Raw genomic sequence first — 21525 nt, 5'->3', positions numbered from 1 at the left:
CGATGCAGCTTACCAGAACCTTGAGATCTCTAAAAACGGAGCCGATATCCTTGAAGAACTCGGCTTGAAAGAAAAACAGTACTTCGCAGCTACAGCCCACCGTGCCGAAAACGTTGACAGTAAAGAACGTCTCGGTGGAATTCTTAACGGTTTTTCTCAAATATACAAAGAATTCGGCCTCCCAATTATCTTTCCAGCCCATCCCAGGACCGTGAAAATGATAGGAGAATTCGGCTTCAAAGTGCCTGAAGGCACAAGGCTGATTGAACCCCTCGGTTACCTGGAATTTTTGCAGCTTGAAAGCGGAGCCAGGCTCATCCTTACAGACAGCGGAGGCGTGCAGGAAGAAAGCTGCATCCTCAAAGTCCCCTGCGTGACGCTTCGGGACAACACAGAGAGGCCGGAAACAGTTGATGTTGGAGCTAATTTGATTGCAGGAACCGGCGAGAAGATAATTCTCTGTGCCCGGCAGATGATGGAATCAAAACCCGAGTGGGAGAACCCCTATGGAAACGGAGATGCTGCAGAGCTGACCCTCGGGAAATTACAGTAATTGAATAGATCAATTGAACACGGCAAAACGAAATCCAGTAACTTAAAATCCTCAAATTAAAATCGCAATTTTAAAATCAGAAATATTATTTTTAAAAGGTGGGAAAAGAATGTCAAAAATCTGCGTACTCGGCCAGGGATACATTGGCCTCCCTACTGCTCTTCTTTTTGCGAACAACGGCCACGAAGTAGTTGGCATTGATGTAAACAAACGTGTTGTCGATACCCTCAAAGCAGGCAAAATGCCCTTTGAAGAAAAAGGCTTCCAGGAACTGCTGGACGGAGCCATTGCCAAAAACGCCTTCAGAGCCGAGTCCCTTGCCGAAGAAGCCGATGCCTTCCTTGTAGCCGTCCCAACCCCCTTTGACTCCGAAATGCGGATGGCTGACCTCAAATACGTGGTCTCTGCCTGCGAGATGATTGTCCCCCACCTGAGAAAAGGCAACCTCGTAATCATAGAATCAACAATTCCACCCAAAACCTGTGACAAACAGGTAAAACAAATCCTGGAAAAGTCCACCCTCAAAATGTGCGAGGACTTTTACGTCTCCCACTGCCCCGAAAGAGCAATCCCAGGCAACACTCTCCACGAAATGGTCTACAACGACCGCGTAATCGGCGGCGTAGACGAAAAGTCCACCCAGCTTACAGCCGACCTTTACTCCTCCTTTGTAAAAGGAAACCTCCACCTCACAACCAGCACAACCGCCGAAATGATCAAACTGATGGAAAACACCTTCCGAGACGTCAACATCGCCCTTGCCAACGAGTTCGCCCAGATCGCCGACGACTACGGCATAGATGTCTGGAAAGCTATCGAAATCGCAAACAAGCACCCCCGCGTAAACATCTTAAAACCCGGCCCCGGCGTAGGTGGTCACTGCATAGCCATCGACCCCTGGTTCCTAACCGAAAACGCCAACAACAGCAGCCTGATCATGATGTCCAGGCAGATCAACGACTCGATGCCCCAGTATGTTTTGAAGATGGTAAAGGAGATGCTTGCAGGCATTGAGAATCCGACAATTACTGTATTTGGGATTGCGTATAAAGGAGATATTGCAGATACGAGAGCTACTCCGGCAAAGAAGTTTATCAAGCTTGCAGAGAAGGAAGGATTTAAGGTTAAGATTTATGATCCGTTTGTGAAAGAGTGGAGCTATCCGATTCTGGGATTGGAAGAGGCTGTTGATGGGAGTGATTGTATTGTGGTTTTGACGGATCACTCGGAGTTTCGGGAAATGGATCCGAGAGAGTTTTTTGGAAAACTTAAAAATCTTGGAATTATAGACACTCGAAATATAATAAATTTGAAACATTGGGAAATGGCTGGATTTAAAATAAAAACTATTGGAAAATTATAACCAGAAAAATTATCTTTGTAAAGGAACTAAGAAGAGGAGAGATAAATGGCCAAAGTTGCATTGATAACGGGAATAACAGGACAGGATGGAGCATATCTAGCCGAATTTTTACTTGAGAAAGGATATATTGTGCATGGAATTAAGCGGAGATCCTCTTCTTTCAACACTGCAAGAATAGACCACCTTTACAGAGATCCCCACGAAAGAAACATAAACTTCTTCATGCACTACGGTGACCTGACCGATTCTACAAATCTGATCCGAATTATTCAGGAAGTCCAGCCTGACGAGATATATAACCTTGCAGCCCAGAGCCATGTACAGGTTTCTTTCGAGACCCCGGAATACACAGCAAATTCTGATGGCCTTGGAACCCTCAGGCTGCTTGAAGCCATCCGCATCCTTGGCCTTGAAAAGAAAACAAAATTCTACCAGGCTTCTACCAGCGAACTTTATGGAAAAGTCCAGGAAATCCCCCAGAAAGAAACCACTCCATTTTACCCGAGAAGCCCATATGCTGCAGCCAAACTGTACGCCTACTGGATAACGATTAATTACCGGGAAGCCTACGGCATTTTTGCATGCAACGGCATCCTCTTCAACCACGAATCCCCGGTCCGCGGCGAAACCTTCGTCACCAGAAAAATCACAATGGCGGCTGCGAAGATAAAATACGGCATGCAGGAAAGGCTCTACCTTGGAAACCTTGATGCAAAAAGAGACTGGGGCTTTGCAAAAGACTACGTGGAAGCCATGTGGCTGATGCTCCAGCAAGAAAAGCCCGACGATTACGTAATTGCAACAGGTGAAACACACTCGGTCAGGGAATTTACGGAACTTACATTCAAAGAGTTAGGAATAGAGGTCATCTGGCAGGGAGAAGGGATAGAAGAAGTAGGAATCGATACCAGTACAGGAAAAATCATAGTTGAAATAGACCCTGGATATTACAGGCCAACTGAAGTAGAACTCCTCATCGGCGATCCCTCAAAAGCCAGAGAAAAACTTGGCTGGGAACCAAAAGTCAAAATGGAAGAGCTGGTAAAAATAATGATAAGATCCGATGAGGAAGAAGTCCTGAAAACCTACCCCTCTGAAAAATTAGCAGCCTGCCACGAACTTGAAGAAAACCTGGCTGAAAACTCGAAATTAAATTTGAAGAGCTTATAAACGTTGCTGGGCCAGACAGCAAAACCCTCTCAGAAAATTCCCCCTGTAAAACAAAAGGCGATAATATGGAAAAAGACTCAAAAATCTACTTAGCCGGTCATCGCGGCCTTGTAGGTTCAGCCCTGAAAAGAAAACTTGAATCCAAAGGCTACACCAACCTTATCTTCCGCACCCACAAAGAACTTGACCTTACCAACCAGCAGGCAGTAAATGAATTCTTCGAGCAGGAAAACCCCGAATATGTCTTCCTCGCAGCCGCGAAAGTGGGTGGAATCCTTGCCAACAGCACCTACCCAGCCCAATTCATCTACGAAAACCTGATGATCGAATCAAACATCATCCACTCTTCCTATAAGTACGGTGTAAAAAAGCTCCTTTTCCTTGGCTCCTCCTGCATCTACCCAAAACTTGCTCCCCAGCCCCTCAAAGAAGAATATCTTCTCACCGGCCACCTTGAAGAAACCAACGAAGCATATGCAATTGCAAAGATCGCAGGCATCAGGCTCTGCAAACATTACAACCAGCAGTATGGGACCAATTTTATCTCTGTAATGCCAACCAACCTCTATGGGCCTAATGATAACTTTGATCTTGAGACTTCACATGTGATGCCTGCATTGATCAGGAAATTCCATGAAGCTAAAGTGAATAACAAACCTGAAGTTGTTGTATGGGGTACGGGAAAGCCTCTCAGGGAGTTCATGCATGTGGATGATATGGCTGATGCATGCGTATATTTGATGGAAAATTATGACTTTTCTGAGATAGGGGAGTTTGTGAATATTGGGGTTGGAGAGGAAATCTCTATCAAGGAACTTGCGGAATTGATAACAAAAGTTGTTGGGTTTGAAGGGAAAATTAAGTATGATACTTCAAAACCTGATGGGACTCCAAGGAAATTGATGAATGTTTCGAGGTTGAATGGTCTTGGGTGGAAAGCTAGGATTTCGTTGAAAGGTGGGGTCAAACAAACATATGAATGGTATCAGGATCAGATCAAATAATTGGTGAAATAATGAAAGCATTGGTTACCGGCTGTGCAGGGTTTATTGGAAGCAATCTAACAGATAGCTTACTTGATCTTGGTTATGAAGTGATAGGTATTGATTGCTTTACTGATTATTATTCAAGATCCATCAAAGAAGCAAATCTTTCAAATGCTTTAACACATTCTAATTTTAAATTTAGAGAAGATGACCTCTCAAAAATGGATAAGTTCCCTGAGGTGGATTACATATTCCATCTGGCAGCACAGGCCGGGGTAAGAGCATCCTGGGGAAAAAGCTTTGAGATTTATACAAGAAATAACATTGAAGCAACCCAGAAACTACTTGAATATTACAAAGACCAAAACCTCAAAAAATTTGTATATTCCTCCTCATCCTCAGTTTATGGTGACGCAGAACTCCCAATGAAAGAAGACAGCTTATTAAAACCCGTTTCTCCTTACGGTGCAAGTAAACTAGCTGCAGAACATTTGTGTTACCTGTACTGGAAAAATTACAACGTGCCAACCGTTTCATTGAGGTATTTTACTGTTTATGGTCCAAGGCAGAGGCCGGACATGGCCATCCACAAATTTATTAAAGCCGTTTTAAATGAGGAACAAATCACAATTTATGGTGATGGAGCCCAGACCCGTGATTTCACATATGTCGATGATGTGGTCAATGCAAACCTGCTCGCCGCAGAGTCTGGTGTAAATGGTGAGGTATTTAATATCGGTGGCGGGAACAGGATCACGGTGAACAGTCTGATTGCAGAGATCGAGCGCGTTACAGGGCAAAAAGCAAACCTCAGGCATATTGAGCAGCAGAAAGGAGATGTTAAAGACACCCTGGCTGACGTTGAGAAGGGGCAGCAGGTACTAGGATGGCATGCAGAGACAAGAATTGCCAAAGGGCTTGAAATGTATATCAACTGGGTAAAGGCTCAAGACATGTCCATATCTAAAAACAGGTAAATGTGTTTATCTATGACTGAACATGCAACTGACTACGAACTGGTGATCCGCCCGAAATACGGGCTTCTAGATCTTAACTGGAAGGAACTGAAGGAGTACAGAGAGCTTCTTTTCTTCCTTGCCTTAAGGGAAATCAAGATCAGGTATAAACAGACAATTATGGGTACATCCTGGGCATTGTTGCAGCCTTTTTTTACGATGATAGTATTCACTCTGATCTTCAGTCGGCTCGCACAGATGCCCTCAGATGGGGTACCCTATCCAATATTTTCATACTCCGGTCTTCTCCTCTGGACTTATTTTTCGAATGCTCTTTCCCAATCAAGCAACAGCCTCGTTGATAATGCTCCCCTTTTGTCAAAGGTTTACATGCCTCGGATATTCATACCGACTGCACCATGCCTTTCGGGCCTTGTTGATTATGGGATTGCTATGAGCATTCTTGTAGTGATGATGGTCTACTACCGTTTTATGCCTGGTATTACAATATTCCTGTTGCCGCTTATTGTTTTGATGACATTCCTGCTAGCTTCAGGCATAGGATACTGGCTCTCGTCCATCTGTGTTAAATACAGGGATGTGAAGTTCGTTCTCCCGTTCTTTATCCAGCTTCTTCTGTTTGTATCACCAGTCATCTATCCTGCAACTATTGTGGGTGAAAACCTGCGGTGGTTGCTCTACCTGAATCCTATGACAGGTTTAATAGGTGCTCATCGTGCATGCCTGCTAGGGCACATTCCGGTGGATTTTGTCGGCCTTGCAATCTCGGCAGTGCTGACGATAACGATTTTTGTGAGTGGAATACTCTACCTCAAGCATACAGAAAAATACTTTGCGGATCTGGTCTAAATGGCGGCGTCAAAAAAGGAAAAACCGATAATCGAGGTAAAACACCTCTTCAAACAATACAGCATCGGTATGGACACGACATACAAGACGCTCTGTGACAGCCTTACCTCTATTGTGAAGAACCCTTTAAAGACACTGAAGGACTGTCGCAGGCCTAATGATACTTTCTGGGCACTCAAAGACGTGAATTTTGAGATTGAGCGAGGGGAGGTCGTTGGAATTATTGGCAGAAATGGTGCAGGCAAAAGTACTCTCCTAAAAGTTCTCTCACGTATCACTCATCCAACAGAGGGAGAGGTGCGCCTCCGCGGCCGAGTGGGAAGTCTCCTTGAAGTCGGGACCGGCTTTCATCCCGAGCTTACCGGCAGGGAGAATATCTACTTTAACGGTGCTATCCTCGGGATGAAGAAGAGAGAGATTGACGAGAAGTTTGACGAGATCGTGAAGTTTTCGGGTGTCGAGAAGTTTCTGGACACTCCTGTTAAACGTTATTCAAGTGGAATGAATGTTCGGCTTGCATTCTCTGTGGCGGCACATATGGACCCTGAGATCCTTGTCGTGGACGAGGTGCTGGCGGTGGGGGATGCGGAGTTCCAGAAGAAGTGTCTGGGGAAGATGGAGGATGTGTCGAAAGAGGGAAGGACTGTGCTTTTTGTGAGTCATAATATGGCGGCAGTGCAGAATCTTTGCAACCGAGCACTTTTATTAAACCAAGGCACTGTTATAAAAGATGGTGAAGTGGCAGATGTGATAGGATATTATCTCTCCAATCCACAAAATAATAGCAAAAAGAATTATAGTGGAGTATTTGATATTTCTGAGAGATTTAATCTATATAGTAAGGGAAAAACAATCCTAAAAAAAGTAATATTATCTGGTTCTGACAATATTCCTAGAGAGACATTTTTAACTGGGGAAACTCTAAAAATATCAATTTTGGTAGAAGGTTTATCTGAACACGACGGATCAGAGGTCGGTGTTGTATTCAAATCCGAATATGACCAATGGATATCAAGTGCTTCTACCTGGATGTGTGCCACCACTATTGAGAAACCCAGAAGAAACTTGGAGTGGGTGATTTTAGAAGTTGATAGACTCTGTCTTACCCCCGGAAGATGGGGTCTATACCTCTCGTCTACCATTCATACAGCTGGAGTGTATTTAGATAAAGTAGATGATATAGTCTCTTTCAACGTTGAAGGCTCAGACTTTTATAGGACGGGCCAGTTGATCACAAAAGAATATGGACTGTTCTGTATGGACTTCACGTGGAAAATCACACACACTTTTGATAGTCAAGAGTGGTGAGTAATTATGGAAATATTTGGTAAAATCTATTCAAAATTTGATCGGGTAATTTTTAGTCGTCTTGCTCGATCACATGCCCGTGAATTGCAATCAACTCATAATCTACTCAATTTCTATGCAAAAGGAGTGTCTACTTCCTTATCATATGATTTTCCAAAGATCAAGAAGAAAACACTGGATTATGTTTCCTCAAACAAGGTTGGGGATCACATTGCTGAGTACAAGTATTGTCATTCTTCATTAAAACCCAATATTTATGCCTCCTGCTATGCCTGTATGATCCGCTCACTTTATGATGATCTGAACACGTTATCCCAAGATGAAAAACAAGAATGGGCATCATATTTCGATTCATTTCAGTCACCTGATGACGGCCTTTTTTATGATCCCGTACTTATCAATCAGATTTATAAAACAGAAGATTGGTGGGGGGCCAGACATCTAGCACTCCAACTAATAACTTCATATTCGGCTCTTGGATCCAGACCAAAGTATGATTTTTACTTTCTTGAACCATTCTATGACCCAAGATATATCGTTGAATGGCTAGAATCCCGAGATTGGGGAGAGAGGATCGCGTTTACAGGTAACGAAGTAATGAACTATGGGTGTTTGCTCCAGTATTCAAGAGATTATTTCCAGAACAGGGAGGCAGGAGTAGGACTCCAAGCAATGATGGATTGGCTTGAAGATCGAATCAACCCTGATACAGGTATGTGGGGAGATCTGCCTACCGATAATCCATACCACATTTCGCAGATTGTTCAGGGCGCATATCACATCTATCCGCTTTTCTTTTATGACCAACACGACCTTCCATCTAAACACAAGGCAATTGATCTATTACTAAGAACACAAAACCCTTTAGGGGGTTTTGGTATTACACTGAATAGCAGCGCCTGTGAAGATCTCGATTCGATTGATCCTCTGATTCGCTTTTCAAGGGATATAAATTACAGGAAGGAATACATTGACCTTGCTCTAAAACGAGCATTCCCTGCGGTGCTTGCCAATATGAATGATGATGGAGGATTTGTATTCCGCCGTAACGAACCTTTTTACTATGGACATAAGGAAATGTACTCTGGGTATAATGAAAGTAGCATGTTTGCAACGTGGTTCAGGACGTTATGTCTGGCGTATTTAGAGTCATATTTGGGATTTAGTGAGAATTTCAATGTGCAGCGAATGCCGGGTTATGAAATTAGAATGGAGAAACAGTTATGAAAGGTTGTTTTAATGATCTGCTTATAAGAATTCAATTAAAAACAAGATATCGCACCATTGATAAAATATTTTCCCATTTGACATCAGAGGAAAAAATAACTTTTATCTCTCTTGCACGTTCATCTGAGGGAATGTTTGTTGAAATTGGATCTTATCTCGGATCATCTTCATGCTTCATTGCAGAAGGAATTCAGCAGTCAGAAAAAAAATCCCATCTATTTTGCATTGATACTTGGCAGAACGATGCAATGTCTGAAGGAAACAAAGATACTTACAAGGAATTCCTTAATAATACTAGGGAGTATAAAAATATTATTTCCCCCCTCCGAGGATGGAGTTACGATGTCGCCGAAAATTTTGATAAAAAAGTTGATTTCATTTTCATAGACGGAGATCACTCCTATGAGGGCGTAAAAAAAGATGTGGATCTCTGGATTCCAAAATTAAATCCCGGTGCACTTGTAGTTATGCATGATATCGGTTGGGCCGAGGGCGTTCAGCGTGTTGTAATGGAAGATATCGCCCCTATGGCTAAATGTGAAGGAAGACTTCCAAACCTATATTGGGCACGGATTTGAGGACCTGATTCTCAAGTGATAAAGAATGTACCTATCAGTTATTATCCCCACAAGAAACCGTGCAAAATATTTGAATAAAGCACTGGAATCAATAACAAATCAAACTTTTCCTCCTGAAGAGTTTGAAGTTATAGTTGTAGATAACGGTTCAACTGATAATACCAAAGAAATCGTCAACTCATTTAAAAAGTGTATTATAAACTTAAAATATTTTTATGAAAATACTCCCGGGCTTCATGTTGGGAGACACAAGGGACTTAAGGAATCTACCGCTGAGATTTTAGTTTATGCCGATGATGATATCGAGGCATCTCCTACATGGTTGGAAGGAATTTATGAAAGTTTTGCGAGTAATGAAGTCGTTCTTGTTGGTGGAAAAAATTTGCCAAACTTTGAATCTGAACCACCGACCTGGATAAAAAAAATGTGGAACCAGAAAATGCAGTATGGAAATGTTCTTGGATATCTGAGTATTTTGGACTTTGGGGATGAAACTAAAGAAATAAGTCCGTTTTATGTTTTTGGGTGCAATTTTTCGATTCGAAAAGCTGTCCTTGAAGCAGCGGGAGGTTTTCATCCTGATGGGATGCCACAGGAGTTGATTAAATTCAGGGGAGACGGGGAAAGTTATGTTTCAAGGTACATCCTTGAAAAGGGATATAAAACGGTGTATAATCCAAAAGCAAGTGTGTATCATCTGGTTTCAAATTCCCGCATGACTTTAGAGTATTTTGAGCAAAGAGCTTATAATCAAGGAATTTCGGATTCTTTTAGTGAAATCAGATCCTCTAAAGAGCAGGATGCTTCTGCCCTCACATTTTCAGGAAAAGCATCTATTATTTTACCAAACATTATAAATATCTTGGGACCTTTAATTTACAAAATGTTTAAAATTTTTGATTTGTTAAAAGATCCAGAATCTATGATAATAAAATCCAAGATTAATCAGGCATATAAAAAAGGCTATCGATATCATCAAAATGAAGTCCGAACAGATAATCAGTTATTGAAATGGGTAATGAAAGAAAATTATATTGATTAGGTGAATTGATGCGACTTCTCAAATATACTTAATTCAAACAAATAATAAGTTTATTCTCATGTTGGTGTCCCTATGTTCGAAGAAATTATACACAATGACGAATTATTGGCGATAATCGTTTCCAGCACCTTCAATAAAGAAGGCATACATTTTTTTACACCCGGTGATTTTTCTCAGCAGTTAGCTTACATGATGCACCCAACAGGTAAAATAATTGATCCGCACGTCCACAATCCCGTAAAAAGGGAAGTGCATTATACTCAGGAAGTGCTTTTTATCAGGAAAGGAAAGTTGAGGGTGGATTTTTATGATGAAAATCAAAACTACATTGAAAGTAGGGTTCTTGAATCTGGAGATGTAATTCTCTTGATCAAAGGCGGGCATGGATTTAAAGTCCTTGAAGATGTAGAAATGTTTGAAGTGAAGCAGGGACCTTATGCGGGAGATAAAGACAAAACCAGATTTATAGGAATTGATGACCCTGAAATTGTATATAAAGAGGACACACAATGATTCCGGTAAATGAACCCCTTCTGGATGGAAATGAAAAAAAGTACCTGATGGAATGCATCGATACAGGATGGATTTCAAGCGAAGGACCATTCGTTAAAGAATTCGAAGAAAAATTTTCAGCAAAAGTGGGCAGAAAATATGGAATTGCAGTTTGCAATGGGTCTGCAGCGCTTGATGTCGCGGTGGCTGCTCTGGGGCTCAAAGAAGGTGATGAGGTTATTATACCCACATTCACGATCATCTCCTGTGCCAATGCGATTATCCGAGCCGGTGCAATTCCAGTGTTAATTGATTCTGATCCCTACACATGGAATATGGATGTAAACCAGATAGAATCCCGGATCACTCCTAAAACCAGGGCAATTATGGTAGTTCATATTTACGGATTACCTGTAGACATGGATCCTGTGATGAGAATTGCTAAAAAATATGGATTGAAGATTATAGAAGATGCTGCAGAAGCCCATGGACAAACATATAAAAGGAAACCATGTGGCAGTTTTGGGGATATCAGTGTTTTCAGCTTTTATCCAAATAAACATGTAACTACAGGTGAGGGGGGAATGGTAGTTACGGATAACGAAGAACTTGCAGAAAGATGCAGATCTTTACGTAATCTTTGCTTTCAAGCAAATAGAAGATTTGTCCATGAAGAAATGGGCTGGAACTTTAGAATGACAAATCTTCAGGCTGCAATTGGTCTAGCCCAGCTTGAAAGGTTGGATGAATTTGTGATTAAGAAAAGGAATATGGGAAAGTATTATACTCAAAAACTGAAAGATATAGAGTCCATACAACTTCCCCTCGAAAAAACCTCTTATGCAGACAATATATACTGGGTATATGGAATAGTGCTGAATGATCAGCTTAATTTTGATGCCGATAAAATGATGAAGCATCTTGCAGCTAAAAATATAGGTACAAGACCCTTTTTCTACCCTATGCACGAACAGCCTGTTTTTCATAAAATGGGATTATTTGTAAATGAGAGTTATCCAGTTGCAGAAATAATATCCAGAAAGGGGTTTTATGTACCGAGCGGACTTACTTTGACAGAGGCGCAAATGGATGAGGTCGTCAAAGTGATAAAGGAGGAACTAAATTGAACGTTTTTGGGGAATATTCTAGATATTATAATTTATTGTATAAAAACAAAGACTATTCTAAGGAAGTAAATTATGTATCAAATTTGATAAAAAAATATAGTCCTGACGCAGAAACGATTTTAGATCTTGGCTGTGGAACCGGAAGACACGATGAACTTTTTGTAAAACGTGGGTACTCTGTCTGCGGGGTAGACATAAGTGAAAAAATGTTAGAAGAAGCAGATAAATTAGCTGAAAAAAGTAAATTATCCTTTTTCAAAGGAGATATTAGAAATTTAGAGCTAAATAAGAAATTTGACGTAGTTATTTCTTTATTTCATGTGATCAGCTATCAAACAACTAATGAAGATTTAAGAAATGCATTTGAGACTGCCTCGAAACATTTGAATAATGAGGGCTTGTTCATATTTGATTGCTGGTATGGACCTGCGGTTTTAAGTGAGAACCCCAGTGTAAGAGTTAAAAGACTGGAAGATGAAAATACAAAGCTTCTTCGAGTCGCAGAGCCGGTAATGTATTCAAATGAGAATTTAGTGGATGTTAATTATGAGATACTCGTGGAAGACAAGCAAAGCGGTAGTTATGAAGTATTAAATGAAACACATACTATGAGATATTTGTTTAAACCAGAAATTGAACTTTTTATGGAAAATACAGGTTTTAGGTTAGAAAAATGTGAAGAATGGTTAAGCGGAAATGAACCTGGATTTAATACTTGGGGAGTAACGTTTCTCGGATTAAAAAAATAAAAAATAAATTGCAGAAACTACCTTAGAGTTTGGAATAATACAAATTAGAACATTTCCGTGGGAAAAAATAGATCTCAGATTGTGGAAATTCTTACATATACAAATGGAATTAATATGCTCGGAAAAATTGCACTGATAGTCAACGAGAATAGAGCGTTGAGCACTTATCCATCAGTCGTCAATTGTATGGTTTTATTTCTCAAAAATGGCTATGAAGTAGACTTGATTGTGCCAAAAGATATGAATATAGATTGTGATACTAAAAATGTAACAGTTATAAAATACAATTATAAAGGTATTTTCCCGGTCAAAATTATTAATGGATTGATAGGGATTATACATCAATTATTATCCGAAAAATATAATTTGATACTTCCATATCATGCTTATGGCTTAATTGCTACTGGAGTGGCTTGCAGGATAAGAAAAACTCCTTATGGATATTTCTGCTTAGAAATAAAATGTTTTGATCAGATAAGAAACATTAAAGATAAAGTTATGAAGTCTCTGGAAATTCATTTCAATAAAAAGGCAGATTTCACAATTGTTCAGGACAACAGCAGGAAGGAGTTAATTAAAAAAACACATGGGTTACAAGATGGTTCTATATTTTGTATTCCTAATTCATATTTAGGACCTTTCAACGAATGCTCAGATTATCTAAGAGATAAGTTCGAGATTCCAAGAAACAAAACAATTGCACTTTATTCCGGGGCACTCGAATCATGGGCAATTGATGAGAATTTAATCCTTTCAGTTGATGGGTGGGATGAAAATTATGTCCTTGTATTACACGGATATTGCAGAGGGGATTATTTAGAGAAAGTAATGAAACCATTGGTTGAAAAAATAAATTCAAAACGAAAAAAAATATACTTATCTTTAAATTTGGTGGACGAAACAGAATATATGAGATTAATTTCGTCTGCTGATATAGGATTGGCATGGTATAGAAAAGACCTACCAGAAAATGTGTCCACAATAGGTCTTTCGTCTGGAAAAATGAATGCCTATTTGAGATGTGGAATACCTATTATAGTACCCACTTATCTTGAAGATTTACGTAAGTTTGCCGAAGAATATAGAATCGGAGTGGCAGTTGACAGTGAGTATGAGATTAAAAATGGCATTTTAGAAATTGTGAATGCCCATAATTACTATAAAAGTAACACAATAAACTATTATAAAGAGAATTTAGACTTTGAAAAAAAGTTTTATGAAACTTTTTCATCAGACTTTATACCCTAAGTTCCGCCGTTTTAGGCACATAAACTTCTATTGATGCCGAATTATGTGCTTAAAAAAGAGGAACTCAGGTTATACACAAACACATTGATATAGGCACAATATTGTCAGAAAACTGAAAAATGCTAGAAATCAAAAAACATAAGATTTAAATTCATGTGTCTTCGGTTAAGTGAGGAATCATGATAAATTGCATCCATTTTCCCAACAGTTGTCCAAAACTTTAACAGATTGTCGGATGGAACAAGGCATCGATTTCAGGTAAAGAGGGCAAAATTTGAGGTAGACTGATGGTACAAAATCGATAGCCTTCAGGCAAGAAAACTCCTTAACCGATGATCAATGGATTTAAATTTGAATAGTAGAAAGAAAGCAGAAGCATGAAGCCCATTTACATTACAAAATATATGATGATACAGAGGATGAAAAATGCATGATAAACCATTGATATGGATAGTGGTTCCAGTGTTCGAAAGGGAATTTCACACTTCGAATTTAGTGAATCATTTAAAAGAACAAACTTATCAAAATTATAGGTTAGTAATTGTTGATCATGGGAAAAATAAATTGGAAAAAAAATATGGGGACAAAGTAGACATAATCAAAGCTTCACCCAAATTGTGGTGGACGGGTGCTATAAATATAGGAATAAAATACATTTTAGATAATAAGACTGTAAAGCCTGTAACTCCGATTTTAATCATAAACGATGATGTTACGTTTGACATACACTATTTATCTAACTTAATTTTAGATTGGGGATGTGATGAAAATGTTATAATGGGATCTGTATGCGTTGAATCAGGAAGCTCTAAAATATTATATGCAAATATTGTTTTAAATAAATTAAAGGCGAATTTTGAATTCAAGCACAGATTTGAAGATATAAAAGACATTCGCGAGAATATTTTGCCAAGCGATATATTACCAGGTAGAGGTACCTTGATCCCTGCAAAAGTTTTATTAGACATCGGCCTATTTAATGAGAAGTACTTGCCACATTATGGAGCTGATTCTGAATTTATTTATAGGGCTAAAAAAAGAGGCTATAATGTGTATACTTCCACAAATTCAATTGTATATACTATAATGGCTAGTCCATACGCATTTAGAAAAAATAATATATTAAAAAGTATATATCCAATACTTTTCAAAAGAAAATCATTTCTTAATTTAAAAGACAATTTTTTTAAATCATTCTTAATGTTTGATCCTTTATATGGATTCTATTATTTTAGTGTAAACTTATTACGTAATTTTTTGAGATTAGTTATAAAAATAACATAGCTATCAACCTACTGATAAAAAAAGTAAGTAAAGAAGGAACTTTTACAGAAAATTAACGAATAGAAGTAGATAAGGAATTAAAATGCTAAAAAATAATACTTTTTTGGAAAAAGGATTTCATTTCGCAGTAACTCATACAGAAAAAATCTATGGACTAATATCAATAATTGTATTTTTATTGGCATATTATTATTTAGGAATTACTTTTGCAACAAGGTCTCTTTTATTTGTAATTCCAATCTTTATAAGTTCAATTTTCATTACTAAATATAAAGACAACCTCAACATTATTCAAAATTTAAACATACCTTCGACTCAACATAATAAAAGCCAAAAAACGAACTTATTATTTCTATCAAATTTCCTTTTAGGAATCATAAGTCTATGCGTTTTATACTCATATGAATCAAGAACATTGGGATATTTATTAATATTGGCACTTATGGGGTCGAACTTACTTTTGCAAATATTAACTACTCATCGAATAAATAATATACTATTTTTCATTCAACTATCCTTTATCCAAATAAGTTTAGCATATAGCCTCACATTAAAATATCCATTCTATTACGGGTATGGAGACATCATCGCACACTTAAAATGGATCGAACTGATTGCTCAAAATTATCAGATCAGTCCTCAATTTGGATATTCGACATACTATTATTTCCCACTCTACCATATTTTTTTTGCAATGTCCAATATATTAACAGGAATTACTACAAAAGAAGGTACATTTATAATATCTGGCTTACTTATGCCCATAACTAGCATCATTGTATACCAGATTGCATACAACATTGTAAAAGATTATAAACTTTCATTGATAACTTCTCTCTTTTTTGCGTTTTCACGAGAAATTATATTTTATAATGCGTATATGATTACAAGATCCTTTGCCTTCGTATTAACGATGTACATAATGTATATTATAATATCTAAGAAACAATCAAATAAACAAATATTACTTGTATTATTTACATTTAGTTTAATATTAACACATCAAACAACCGTAATCCAGTTCTCTTTTATCTTATTAGTGTTATTAATTAGTTTCTGGAAATTTAACAAAAAAGCAAACAATAACTTAATAAGTTATTATATATTTTTTTCAATTGGATATTTAGGATATTGGTTTTATGAAGCAGAAGGATTTATAACACGTGTAATCTTAAGTTTGAAATCCGAAACAGAAATAATAATAGGATCAAATTCAGTCACATCAGTGATCGTTCAATCAATGTCTTCATTACCACCTGAAATTATTTTTTTATTAAATAGAATTGACTTAATGGCAGTAATATTCAGCATATCAATATTTGTATATATATATATTGTAAAGAACGCTTTTTTCAAGCAACTAAATTATATATTGATACCTTGTTTTGTATTCTGTGCATTTTATTTTCCAAATCCTGCCTTATTATTTATAGAATCCACACATATACTTTTAATGTACAGACTTCCATTACTAATCACCATGTTTGTATCACTTATATCAGCCATGGGACTTGTTATTTTATACAAATCAACTCCAAAAAAGAGAATCGGGACAACATACTGTTGTATTTTTTTCCTAATATTTTCATCGTTTTCAATTATAAACGAAATGAATTCATCAGATAATCAAATAATATCTAGCAGTTATACAATGTCAAAAAGTTACTTCACTAATGAGGAAATGACTTCATATTATTTTTTAAAAAGCAATTCGAAAAACATAACCGTATATTCAGACGAAGACTCAGATGTGATTCTTCAATACTATTTATTGATGGACACTAATCTACTGGGTGCTCATTTTTTCAACAATCCTTACGAAGACGTGATTGGAAATAATAACTATATATTATTGAGGGTTAAAGAAATGAACAACCGTTATATAAGATTAAACGCAGTTCAAAAAGGTTTTGGAATACTTCTTACAAAGTACAAGTATGACTCAAAAGATGGAGATATCAACAAAATAAGTGAAACAAATCCAAATTTAAAGAAAAAAGCTTTAATATACAATAACAATGACATACATATTTATTTATGATTTATAAGCTCAAGAGTATAGGTTTGGATATTGAATCAAATCGGAATGAATTAATGGGACTTATGCATATTAGAAGTAAATCAAGCACATAAGAGCCAGTTAAAGATTATATGAATAGGCGTTCAATGCCTCATACTACTGAGTTCTCAATGCAACTGTACAATAATTATTACAAATAATTATCAAGAACACGTCTCACGTGCTTTGATACTTCATTATAATCAAACGTTAACTCAGAAACTTCCCTTGCATTTTTTGATAATTTTTTAGCATGGTTAGGATTTTCAGATAACTTCAAAATAGCATTCGCTAAAGCTTCTGGGTTATCAGGTTCAACCAAGAATACATTTCTATTATGTTTAACATACTCATTAATTCCACCTACATCAGAAGCAATGACTGGAACTCCAGAAGCCATCGCTTCGATCAGTTTTATAGGAGTTGTTGTTTCCGTAACGAGATTTGATGGGCGGGGTATGACAAAGAGATCAAATTTTGGAAGAATTTGGGAGACATATGTATGATGGGAGCATTTATTTAAAAGACGAATATTTTTTGAGTTTAATGGAATATCTTTTTTATTGGGTCCTATTAAACTAAAATTTACATTTGTTTTGTCTTTAAGGAACTCAGCCGCCTCAAAAATATTTGCAATTCCTTGCCATTGTCTAACGCTCCCAGAATACCCTACGTTAATAGTATCGTTAGAAAAAAAATCTTTTTGAATATACGGATATCGTGAGATGTCAATAATTGGAGGTACTTTAATGAAATCTGAAGATACCCCACAATCTATAAAATAATTTTTCATATTCTCTGTATGAACTTTAACTACATCTGCGTGATTTGCACAATGCTTTTGAAGCTTCTGGATGAACATACACTCTAGTTTATTTCCACCTTTTAACTTATGCTCCTCGTGAAGAATTCCATTTATATCATATACAGTAAACGATTTTTTGAAAGATTGAACTATAAATGTAGAAAATAAACCCCTTAACCAGAGTAAATCATAATTCGAATTAAATTTAGATGAGAAAATATCAGGGACAGCAAATCTGTTTCCTTCAATTAGATCACATTGTCCTAGAGAAGATAATACCTTGTAAGTACCCTCACTATTTATGGATGCACCGTTTGAACCTTCAAGTGCTTCTTCAGTCACGAATAATGTATAGCTCATAAAAACCTTCTCATGATATTGTCAGTGGAAATTTAATTGATTACAAAAATTGAAAATGCACTATAATTATCCCAATAGTTCAGTATACACAACTTCAAGTTTTTTTGCAATAATACTCCAGTCATATTCTTCTTTAACCTTTTCGCGATTATTATTCCCAATTATGTTTCGGAGTTCTTTATTCTCAATTAGTTCAATGATTTTATCGCTCAAATCTTTATGATCCCCAGGAATGACTAAAAATCCATTTACACTGTCTTCAACAACTTCTGGAATACCACCCACTGGAGTAGAAATGACAGGCAACCCTGCAGCCATAGCTTCTAGTAAAGAAATAGGTAAACCTTCTGCATAGGAGGGTAAAAGATAGATATCTGCTTCACGAAGTAATCTAATTTTATCATCATTACTGAAATCAGAAATAAATGTGACAAAGCGTTTAATTTCCATTCGAATGCATTCATTTTTAAGTTTGAGGATATTGCCCGAAACTTCTTCAGATCCAGCAAAGACAAAATTCACGTTCTGGAACTTACTTGTGACAATAGGGATAATAGATAAAATATCATAAACACCTTTTCGTTCAACAAGATTTCCAAGAAATAAAATCTGTAATAAATTTCCATTCTTTTTGAAACTATCCTCACTGAGACTGAAGTTAGAATAATTAACCCCATTTGGAATTACTGCTATTTTACTATCATCCAAAATCCCTGAAAAAAAATTATTCCATCGCTGGGATAAAACTATAACCTTATCCGAGGAATTCAACATTTTATGAATAAGAAATTTAACTAAAGAACTGCTATTATTATAAAAGAGATCGAATTCTGCTCCGTGAATATGTAAAACTACTTTAGCTGAGAAAAATTTTGAAATGATCAAAAATACAGATTTCTCCCAGAAAGCCAAATATGACGAAGTATGAATATGTACGACCTTTGGTTTATGAAGTACAAGTAAATAAACTAATTTTAATGAGTTTTTAGAAAATAACAAAAAATTCTTCAGTAGAGATTTTTTAATTTGAAGACTTCTTGCAGTATTAAGATGTAATAGATCATACTTCTCATTAATACCTGACTTCAGCAGATCCTCTACATAAGTCGCAATTCCACCCATTGGAGGAGGAGTGGGCCCCAGAATCAATATTTTGTTTTTCATGCTCAACCCATCAAAACTATTCTTCAATCTCTCTTTTAAGATACCTTGGTTTACTCGGAACGACCGTATAGTTTGCAGGAACATCTTTATTAACTGAAACATTAGTTGCAATTTTTACGTTATCTCCAATACGAATATTTCCGATAACTTTACATCCCGCACCAAGTATACAATTTTTACCAATTACCGGCGCCCCAAGGCATCCACCACCATCCAAAAACGTAGAGCCAATTGTGACTTGCTGATAGATTATCGAACCTTCACCAATTTCTGCAGAGCCAGAAATGAATATTCCATTCAATCCATGTGGGAAAAAAACATTTTCCCCGAACTTCACAGTAGCTGGTAAATATCCAGAAAAAATTAATTGCACAACAAAAAGGTATAAAAAGTGCAACATCTGATATAGGAATCTTATTTTTGTATTCCGGAATTTATACAAAATCTTGCGTATTGATAGCAAAAAACTAACTAATACACTATTTTTAAATTCAGATTGCATATTGATCAATATCTTCAGAGATTCTTTTGGTTTTGCTGAAAATTTAATGTTCATTGTCATCGAAATATCTGGAAACCCTTGAGATTATCCACCTATATTTCCCTGCCTTTGTACGAGGGATATCTTCAACAAACTCTAGTTCTATGTCCATCTCAAAGCCGACTCTTTCATGAAGTTCTTTCAATAGAATTTCACTGTCTTTTTCAGAATATCCCCGTTTCTTCACAATTTTTATAGTTATTTGATCTTTTTTTTCTTGAATTATCTGAGATTTTTCAACGTTGACCATTGGCTTAAATGGATGAGTTAATACAGAAGGAGACAATAAATTACCATCTGGAGTTAAGATCATATCATCAAGTTTTGTTTCCACAGGATCCATCAAAGGTAAATTTATACCACATTCACATAACTCATCTCTAAATTTCGTTCCATCCCCAGTTTTGTACCTTATAAGGGGCATTCCATAGTTGTTTAACCCGGTTGAAACGATTTCGCCAAATTCACCTGAATCAGTTATAAATTCATCATTATTCAGCAACTCGATAATTCCATATTCGGAATAAATATGATAGTTACCATTAGAGCATTGACCTGCAGCGGCTGTACGTTCAGATAAACCATACAGATCATAGATATTGCACTGGAATTGATCTTCAATGACTTCCCTTTGAACAGGATATATTGGTTCAGAAGACGTGAAAACAGCACTAACTGGAATTTTGATGTCATTCTCACGCATGTATCTGGCTAATGTATACACTGTTGATGGATACCCCTGTATAGCTTTTGGAGATATTTTATAAATTTCTTTCACATACTCTGGGAGAGTGTCTGGATTCATGTGGAAGGAAGAAAAAAATACCTGCCTTTCAGGGTAATTGTATCTCCAGAAGGGACCTTTTTTTTGAGCTAAAGGCACAATCACATTTCCTCGTAAAGTAACACGCCAATCTTTTAAACCGAACCCTGCCCAAGACCAATGCCTTCGAATGAAGGCATTTTCCATTAACATAACATTTTTGTCCCAGTGAAATTCGAGTGGAGAACCTGTGGTTCCGCTTGTATGCACTAACTGCAATTTTGTAGGATTATAGTTTTTTGCGATAAGATCTTTGAAGCTGTGTCTGATGTCATCTTTTGTTAAATAAGGAAGTTTTACAAGATCTTCTTTAGTTTTGATGTCATCAGGAACTAGATTGTTGCTCCTAAAGATTCTATGATAATAAGGAACATTTTCATAAGCATGTTTTATTAGCGATCTTAATTTTTTGTTTTGATAATTTTCTAATTCTGATTTCACGTAATACTGAGTTTTTTCTAATTCTTTTAAACGGCTGAAAACCTCTGTGTTTAAATTTTGTTTTCGATAATAGTAGCCATAAGCAGAAACCACGAAATTTTGAAAATGATAAGGGCTATTGTAATAAGTAGAGATTAATTTTTTTTCAAGGCCGGGTAATTTTTCTAACTCTGGAATCATATAAAATTGCCTCATCATTTATCATCGTATAGCTCAATAGTCCGTCATTTCAGAAATACAAAAGATTATTATTAAGCCGACCTTCCGCAGAAGTCCACAAAAATGTCACCTATTTTCTCAATATGGCCACGGCTTAAAAATAAACTCGCCATAATATTGAGAATATTGGACAAATCGACAAATTAATTACATATTTATG

General features: G+C 36.9%; 20 protein-coding genes. 16 read left to right on the top strand and 4 right to left on the bottom strand.

Annotation, left to right across the window (positions count from 1 at the left end; genetic code table 11):
* From EO93_RS10290 to EO93_RS10215, 16 genes are all read left to right on the top strand, one after another.
* Nucleotides 1-553 (top strand): UDP-N-acetyl glucosamine 2-epimerase (locus EO93_RS10290; RefSeq protein WP_048162456.1); only part of this gene is annotated, 553 nt, incomplete at its 5' end.
* 109 nt (nucleotides 554-662) lie between these two features.
* Nucleotides 663-1916: a nucleotide sugar dehydrogenase gene (locus EO93_RS10285; protein WP_048162455.1), complete on the top strand. Its 1254-nt coding sequence runs from the start codon at nucleotides 663-665 to the stop codon at nucleotides 1914-1916.
* A 45-nt stretch (nucleotides 1917-1961) separates the two neighbouring features.
* Nucleotides 1962-3086: a GDP-mannose 4,6-dehydratase gene (gmd, locus tag EO93_RS10280; protein ID WP_048162454.1), complete on the top strand. Its 1125-nt coding sequence runs from the start codon at nucleotides 1962-1964 to the stop codon at nucleotides 3084-3086.
* Between the two features lie 65 nt (nucleotides 3087-3151).
* Nucleotides 3152-4090 (top strand): GDP-L-fucose synthase, encoded by a 939-nt coding sequence (locus tag EO93_RS10275; protein ID WP_048162453.1) that lies wholly within the window; start codon nucleotides 3152-3154, stop codon nucleotides 4088-4090.
* Entirely contained in the window at nucleotides 4066-5049 is a 984-nt protein-coding gene (locus EO93_RS10270; protein WP_200898107.1) for an NAD-dependent epimerase/dehydratase family protein, read from the top strand. Before EO93_RS10275 ends, EO93_RS10270 begins: the two co-directional genes overlap by 25 nt.
* Nucleotides 5050-5061: 12 nt before the next feature.
* Nucleotides 5062-5898 carry an ABC transporter permease gene (locus tag EO93_RS10265; RefSeq protein WP_235284203.1) on the top strand — a complete coding sequence of 279 codons (837 nt, stop codon included), beginning with the start codon at nucleotides 5062-5064 and terminating at the stop codon, nucleotides 5896-5898.
* Nucleotides 5899-7206 (top strand): ABC transporter ATP-binding protein, encoded by a 1308-nt coding sequence (locus EO93_RS10260; protein ID WP_048162451.1) that lies wholly within the window; start codon nucleotides 5899-5901, stop codon nucleotides 7204-7206.
* Nucleotides 7207-7212: 6 nt separating this feature from the next.
* Nucleotides 7213-8433 (top strand): hypothetical protein, encoded by a 1221-nt coding sequence (locus tag EO93_RS10255; RefSeq protein WP_048162450.1) that lies wholly within the window; start codon nucleotides 7213-7215, stop codon nucleotides 8431-8433.
* Complete coding sequence (locus tag EO93_RS10250; protein WP_048162449.1) at nucleotides 8430-9011, top strand: class I SAM-dependent methyltransferase; 582 nt, start codon at nucleotides 8430-8432, stop codon at nucleotides 9009-9011. The genes EO93_RS10255 and EO93_RS10250 overlap by 4 nt, the downstream gene beginning before the upstream one ends.
* A 25-nt stretch (nucleotides 9012-9036) precedes the next feature.
* Nucleotides 9037-10053 (top strand): glycosyltransferase family 2 protein, encoded by a 1017-nt coding sequence (locus EO93_RS10245; protein WP_048162448.1) that lies wholly within the window; start codon nucleotides 9037-9039, stop codon nucleotides 10051-10053.
* Nucleotides 10054-10125: 72 nt separating this feature from the next.
* Nucleotides 10126-10566 carry a hypothetical protein gene (locus EO93_RS10240; protein ID WP_048162447.1) on the top strand — a complete coding sequence of 147 codons (441 nt, stop codon included), beginning with the start codon at nucleotides 10126-10128 and terminating at the stop codon, nucleotides 10564-10566.
* Complete coding sequence (locus tag EO93_RS10235) at nucleotides 10563-11672, top strand: DegT/DnrJ/EryC1/StrS aminotransferase family protein (protein WP_048162446.1); 1110 nt, start codon at nucleotides 10563-10565, stop codon at nucleotides 11670-11672. The genes EO93_RS10240 and EO93_RS10235 overlap by 4 nt, the downstream gene beginning before the upstream one ends.
* Nucleotides 11669-12421 carry a class I SAM-dependent methyltransferase gene (locus tag EO93_RS10230; RefSeq protein WP_048162445.1) on the top strand — a complete coding sequence of 251 codons (753 nt, stop codon included), beginning with the start codon at nucleotides 11669-11671 and terminating at the stop codon, nucleotides 12419-12421. Before EO93_RS10235 ends, EO93_RS10230 begins: the two co-directional genes overlap by 4 nt.
* 81 nt (nucleotides 12422-12502) lie before the next feature.
* Nucleotides 12503-13669, top strand: coding sequence for a glycosyltransferase (locus EO93_RS10225; RefSeq protein WP_162198699.1), 1167 nt, complete (start codon nucleotides 12503-12505; stop codon nucleotides 13667-13669).
* Between the two features lie 426 nt (nucleotides 13670-14095).
* Complete coding sequence (locus EO93_RS10220) at nucleotides 14096-14953, top strand: glycosyltransferase family 2 protein (RefSeq protein WP_048162441.1); 858 nt, start codon at nucleotides 14096-14098, stop codon at nucleotides 14951-14953.
* A gap of 82 nt (nucleotides 14954-15035) precedes the next feature.
* On the top strand, nucleotides 15036-16994 hold the full coding sequence (locus EO93_RS10215) for a hypothetical protein (protein WP_048162439.1): 1959 nt from the start codon (nucleotides 15036-15038) through the stop codon (nucleotides 16992-16994).
* A gap of 169 nt (nucleotides 16995-17163) precedes the next feature.
* Here EO93_RS10215 and EO93_RS10210 read toward each other — a convergent pair whose 3' ends face one another.
* The 4 genes from EO93_RS10210 to EO93_RS10195 all read right to left on the bottom strand — a co-directional run bounded on the left by EO93_RS10210 (nucleotide 17164) and on the right by EO93_RS10195 (nucleotide 21326).
* Nucleotides 17164-18159 (bottom strand): glycosyltransferase, encoded by a 996-nt coding sequence (locus EO93_RS10210; RefSeq protein ID WP_162198698.1) that lies wholly within the window; start codon nucleotides 18157-18159, stop codon nucleotides 17164-17166.
* 84 nt (nucleotides 18160-18243) lie between these two features.
* Nucleotides 18244-19341, bottom strand: a complete 1098-nt coding sequence (locus tag EO93_RS10205; protein ID WP_162198697.1) for a glycosyltransferase family 4 protein — start codon at nucleotides 19339-19341, stop codon at nucleotides 18244-18246.
* Between the two features lie 16 nt (nucleotides 19342-19357).
* On the bottom strand, nucleotides 19358-19903 hold the full coding sequence (locus EO93_RS16555) for a serine acetyltransferase (RefSeq protein ID WP_052735432.1): 546 nt from the start codon (nucleotides 19901-19903) through the stop codon (nucleotides 19358-19360).
* Complete coding sequence (locus EO93_RS10195; RefSeq protein ID WP_048162435.1) at nucleotides 19887-21326, bottom strand: phenylacetate--CoA ligase family protein; 1440 nt, start codon at nucleotides 21324-21326, stop codon at nucleotides 19887-19889. The genes EO93_RS16555 and EO93_RS10195 overlap by 17 nt, the downstream gene beginning before the upstream one ends.
* Nucleotides 21327-21525 lie beyond the last annotated feature (199 nt).

Source organism: Methanosarcina sp. 1.H.A.2.2 (genome assembly GCF_000979975.1).
GTDB lineage: Archaea > Halobacteriota > Methanosarcinia > Methanosarcinales > Methanosarcinaceae > Methanosarcina.
The sequence above is the reverse complement of the archived record's forward strand: the minus strand, read 5'-3'. Positions and strand labels throughout refer to the sequence as shown.

What these genes read in the sequence shown, in the direction of transcription:
- EO93_RS10240 (WP_048162447.1), top strand. Translation starts at nt 10,126, where the DNA reads ATGTTCGAAGAAATTATACACAATGACGAATTATTGGCGATAATCGTT.
- EO93_RS10275 (WP_048162453.1), top strand. Translation starts at nt 3,152, where the DNA reads ATGGAAAAAGACTCAAAAATCTACTTAGCCGGTCATCGCGGCCTTGTA.
- EO93_RS10260 (WP_048162451.1), top strand. Translation starts at nt 5,899, where the DNA reads ATGGCGGCGTCAAAAAAGGAAAAACCGATAATCGAGGTAAAACACCTC.
- EO93_RS10250 (WP_048162449.1), top strand. Translation starts at nt 8,430, where the DNA reads ATGAAAGGTTGTTTTAATGATCTGCTTATAAGAATTCAATTAAAAACA.
- EO93_RS16555 (WP_052735432.1), bottom strand. Translation starts at nt 19,903, where the DNA reads ATGACAATGAACATTAAATTTTCAGCAAAACCAAAAGAATCTCTGAAG.
- EO93_RS10285 (WP_048162455.1), top strand. Translation starts at nt 663, where the DNA reads ATGTCAAAAATCTGCGTACTCGGCCAGGGATACATTGGCCTCCCTACT.
- EO93_RS10205 (WP_162198697.1), bottom strand. Translation starts at nt 19,341, where the DNA reads ATGAAAAACAAAATATTGATTCTGGGGCCCACTCCTCCTCCAATGGGT.
- EO93_RS10215 (WP_048162439.1), top strand. Translation starts at nt 15,036, where the DNA reads ATGCTAAAAAATAATACTTTTTTGGAAAAAGGATTTCATTTCGCAGTA.
- EO93_RS10195 (WP_048162435.1), bottom strand. Translation starts at nt 21,326, where the DNA reads ATGATTCCAGAGTTAGAAAAATTACCCGGCCTTGAAAAAAAATTAATC.
- EO93_RS10270 (WP_200898107.1), top strand. Translation starts at nt 4,066, where the DNA reads ATGGTATCAGGATCAGATCAAATAATTGGTGAAATAATGAAAGCATTG.
- EO93_RS10220 (WP_048162441.1), top strand. Translation starts at nt 14,096, where the DNA reads ATGCATGATAAACCATTGATATGGATAGTGGTTCCAGTGTTCGAAAGG.
- EO93_RS10255 (WP_048162450.1), top strand. Translation starts at nt 7,213, where the DNA reads ATGGAAATATTTGGTAAAATCTATTCAAAATTTGATCGGGTAATTTTT.
- EO93_RS10235 (WP_048162446.1), top strand. Translation starts at nt 10,563, where the DNA reads ATGATTCCGGTAAATGAACCCCTTCTGGATGGAAATGAAAAAAAGTAC.
- EO93_RS10245 (WP_048162448.1), top strand. Translation starts at nt 9,037, where the DNA reads ATGTACCTATCAGTTATTATCCCCACAAGAAACCGTGCAAAATATTTG.
- EO93_RS10265 (WP_235284203.1), top strand. Translation starts at nt 5,062, where the DNA reads ATGACTGAACATGCAACTGACTACGAACTGGTGATCCGCCCGAAATAC.
- gmd (WP_048162454.1), top strand. Translation starts at nt 1,962, where the DNA reads ATGGCCAAAGTTGCATTGATAACGGGAATAACAGGACAGGATGGAGCA.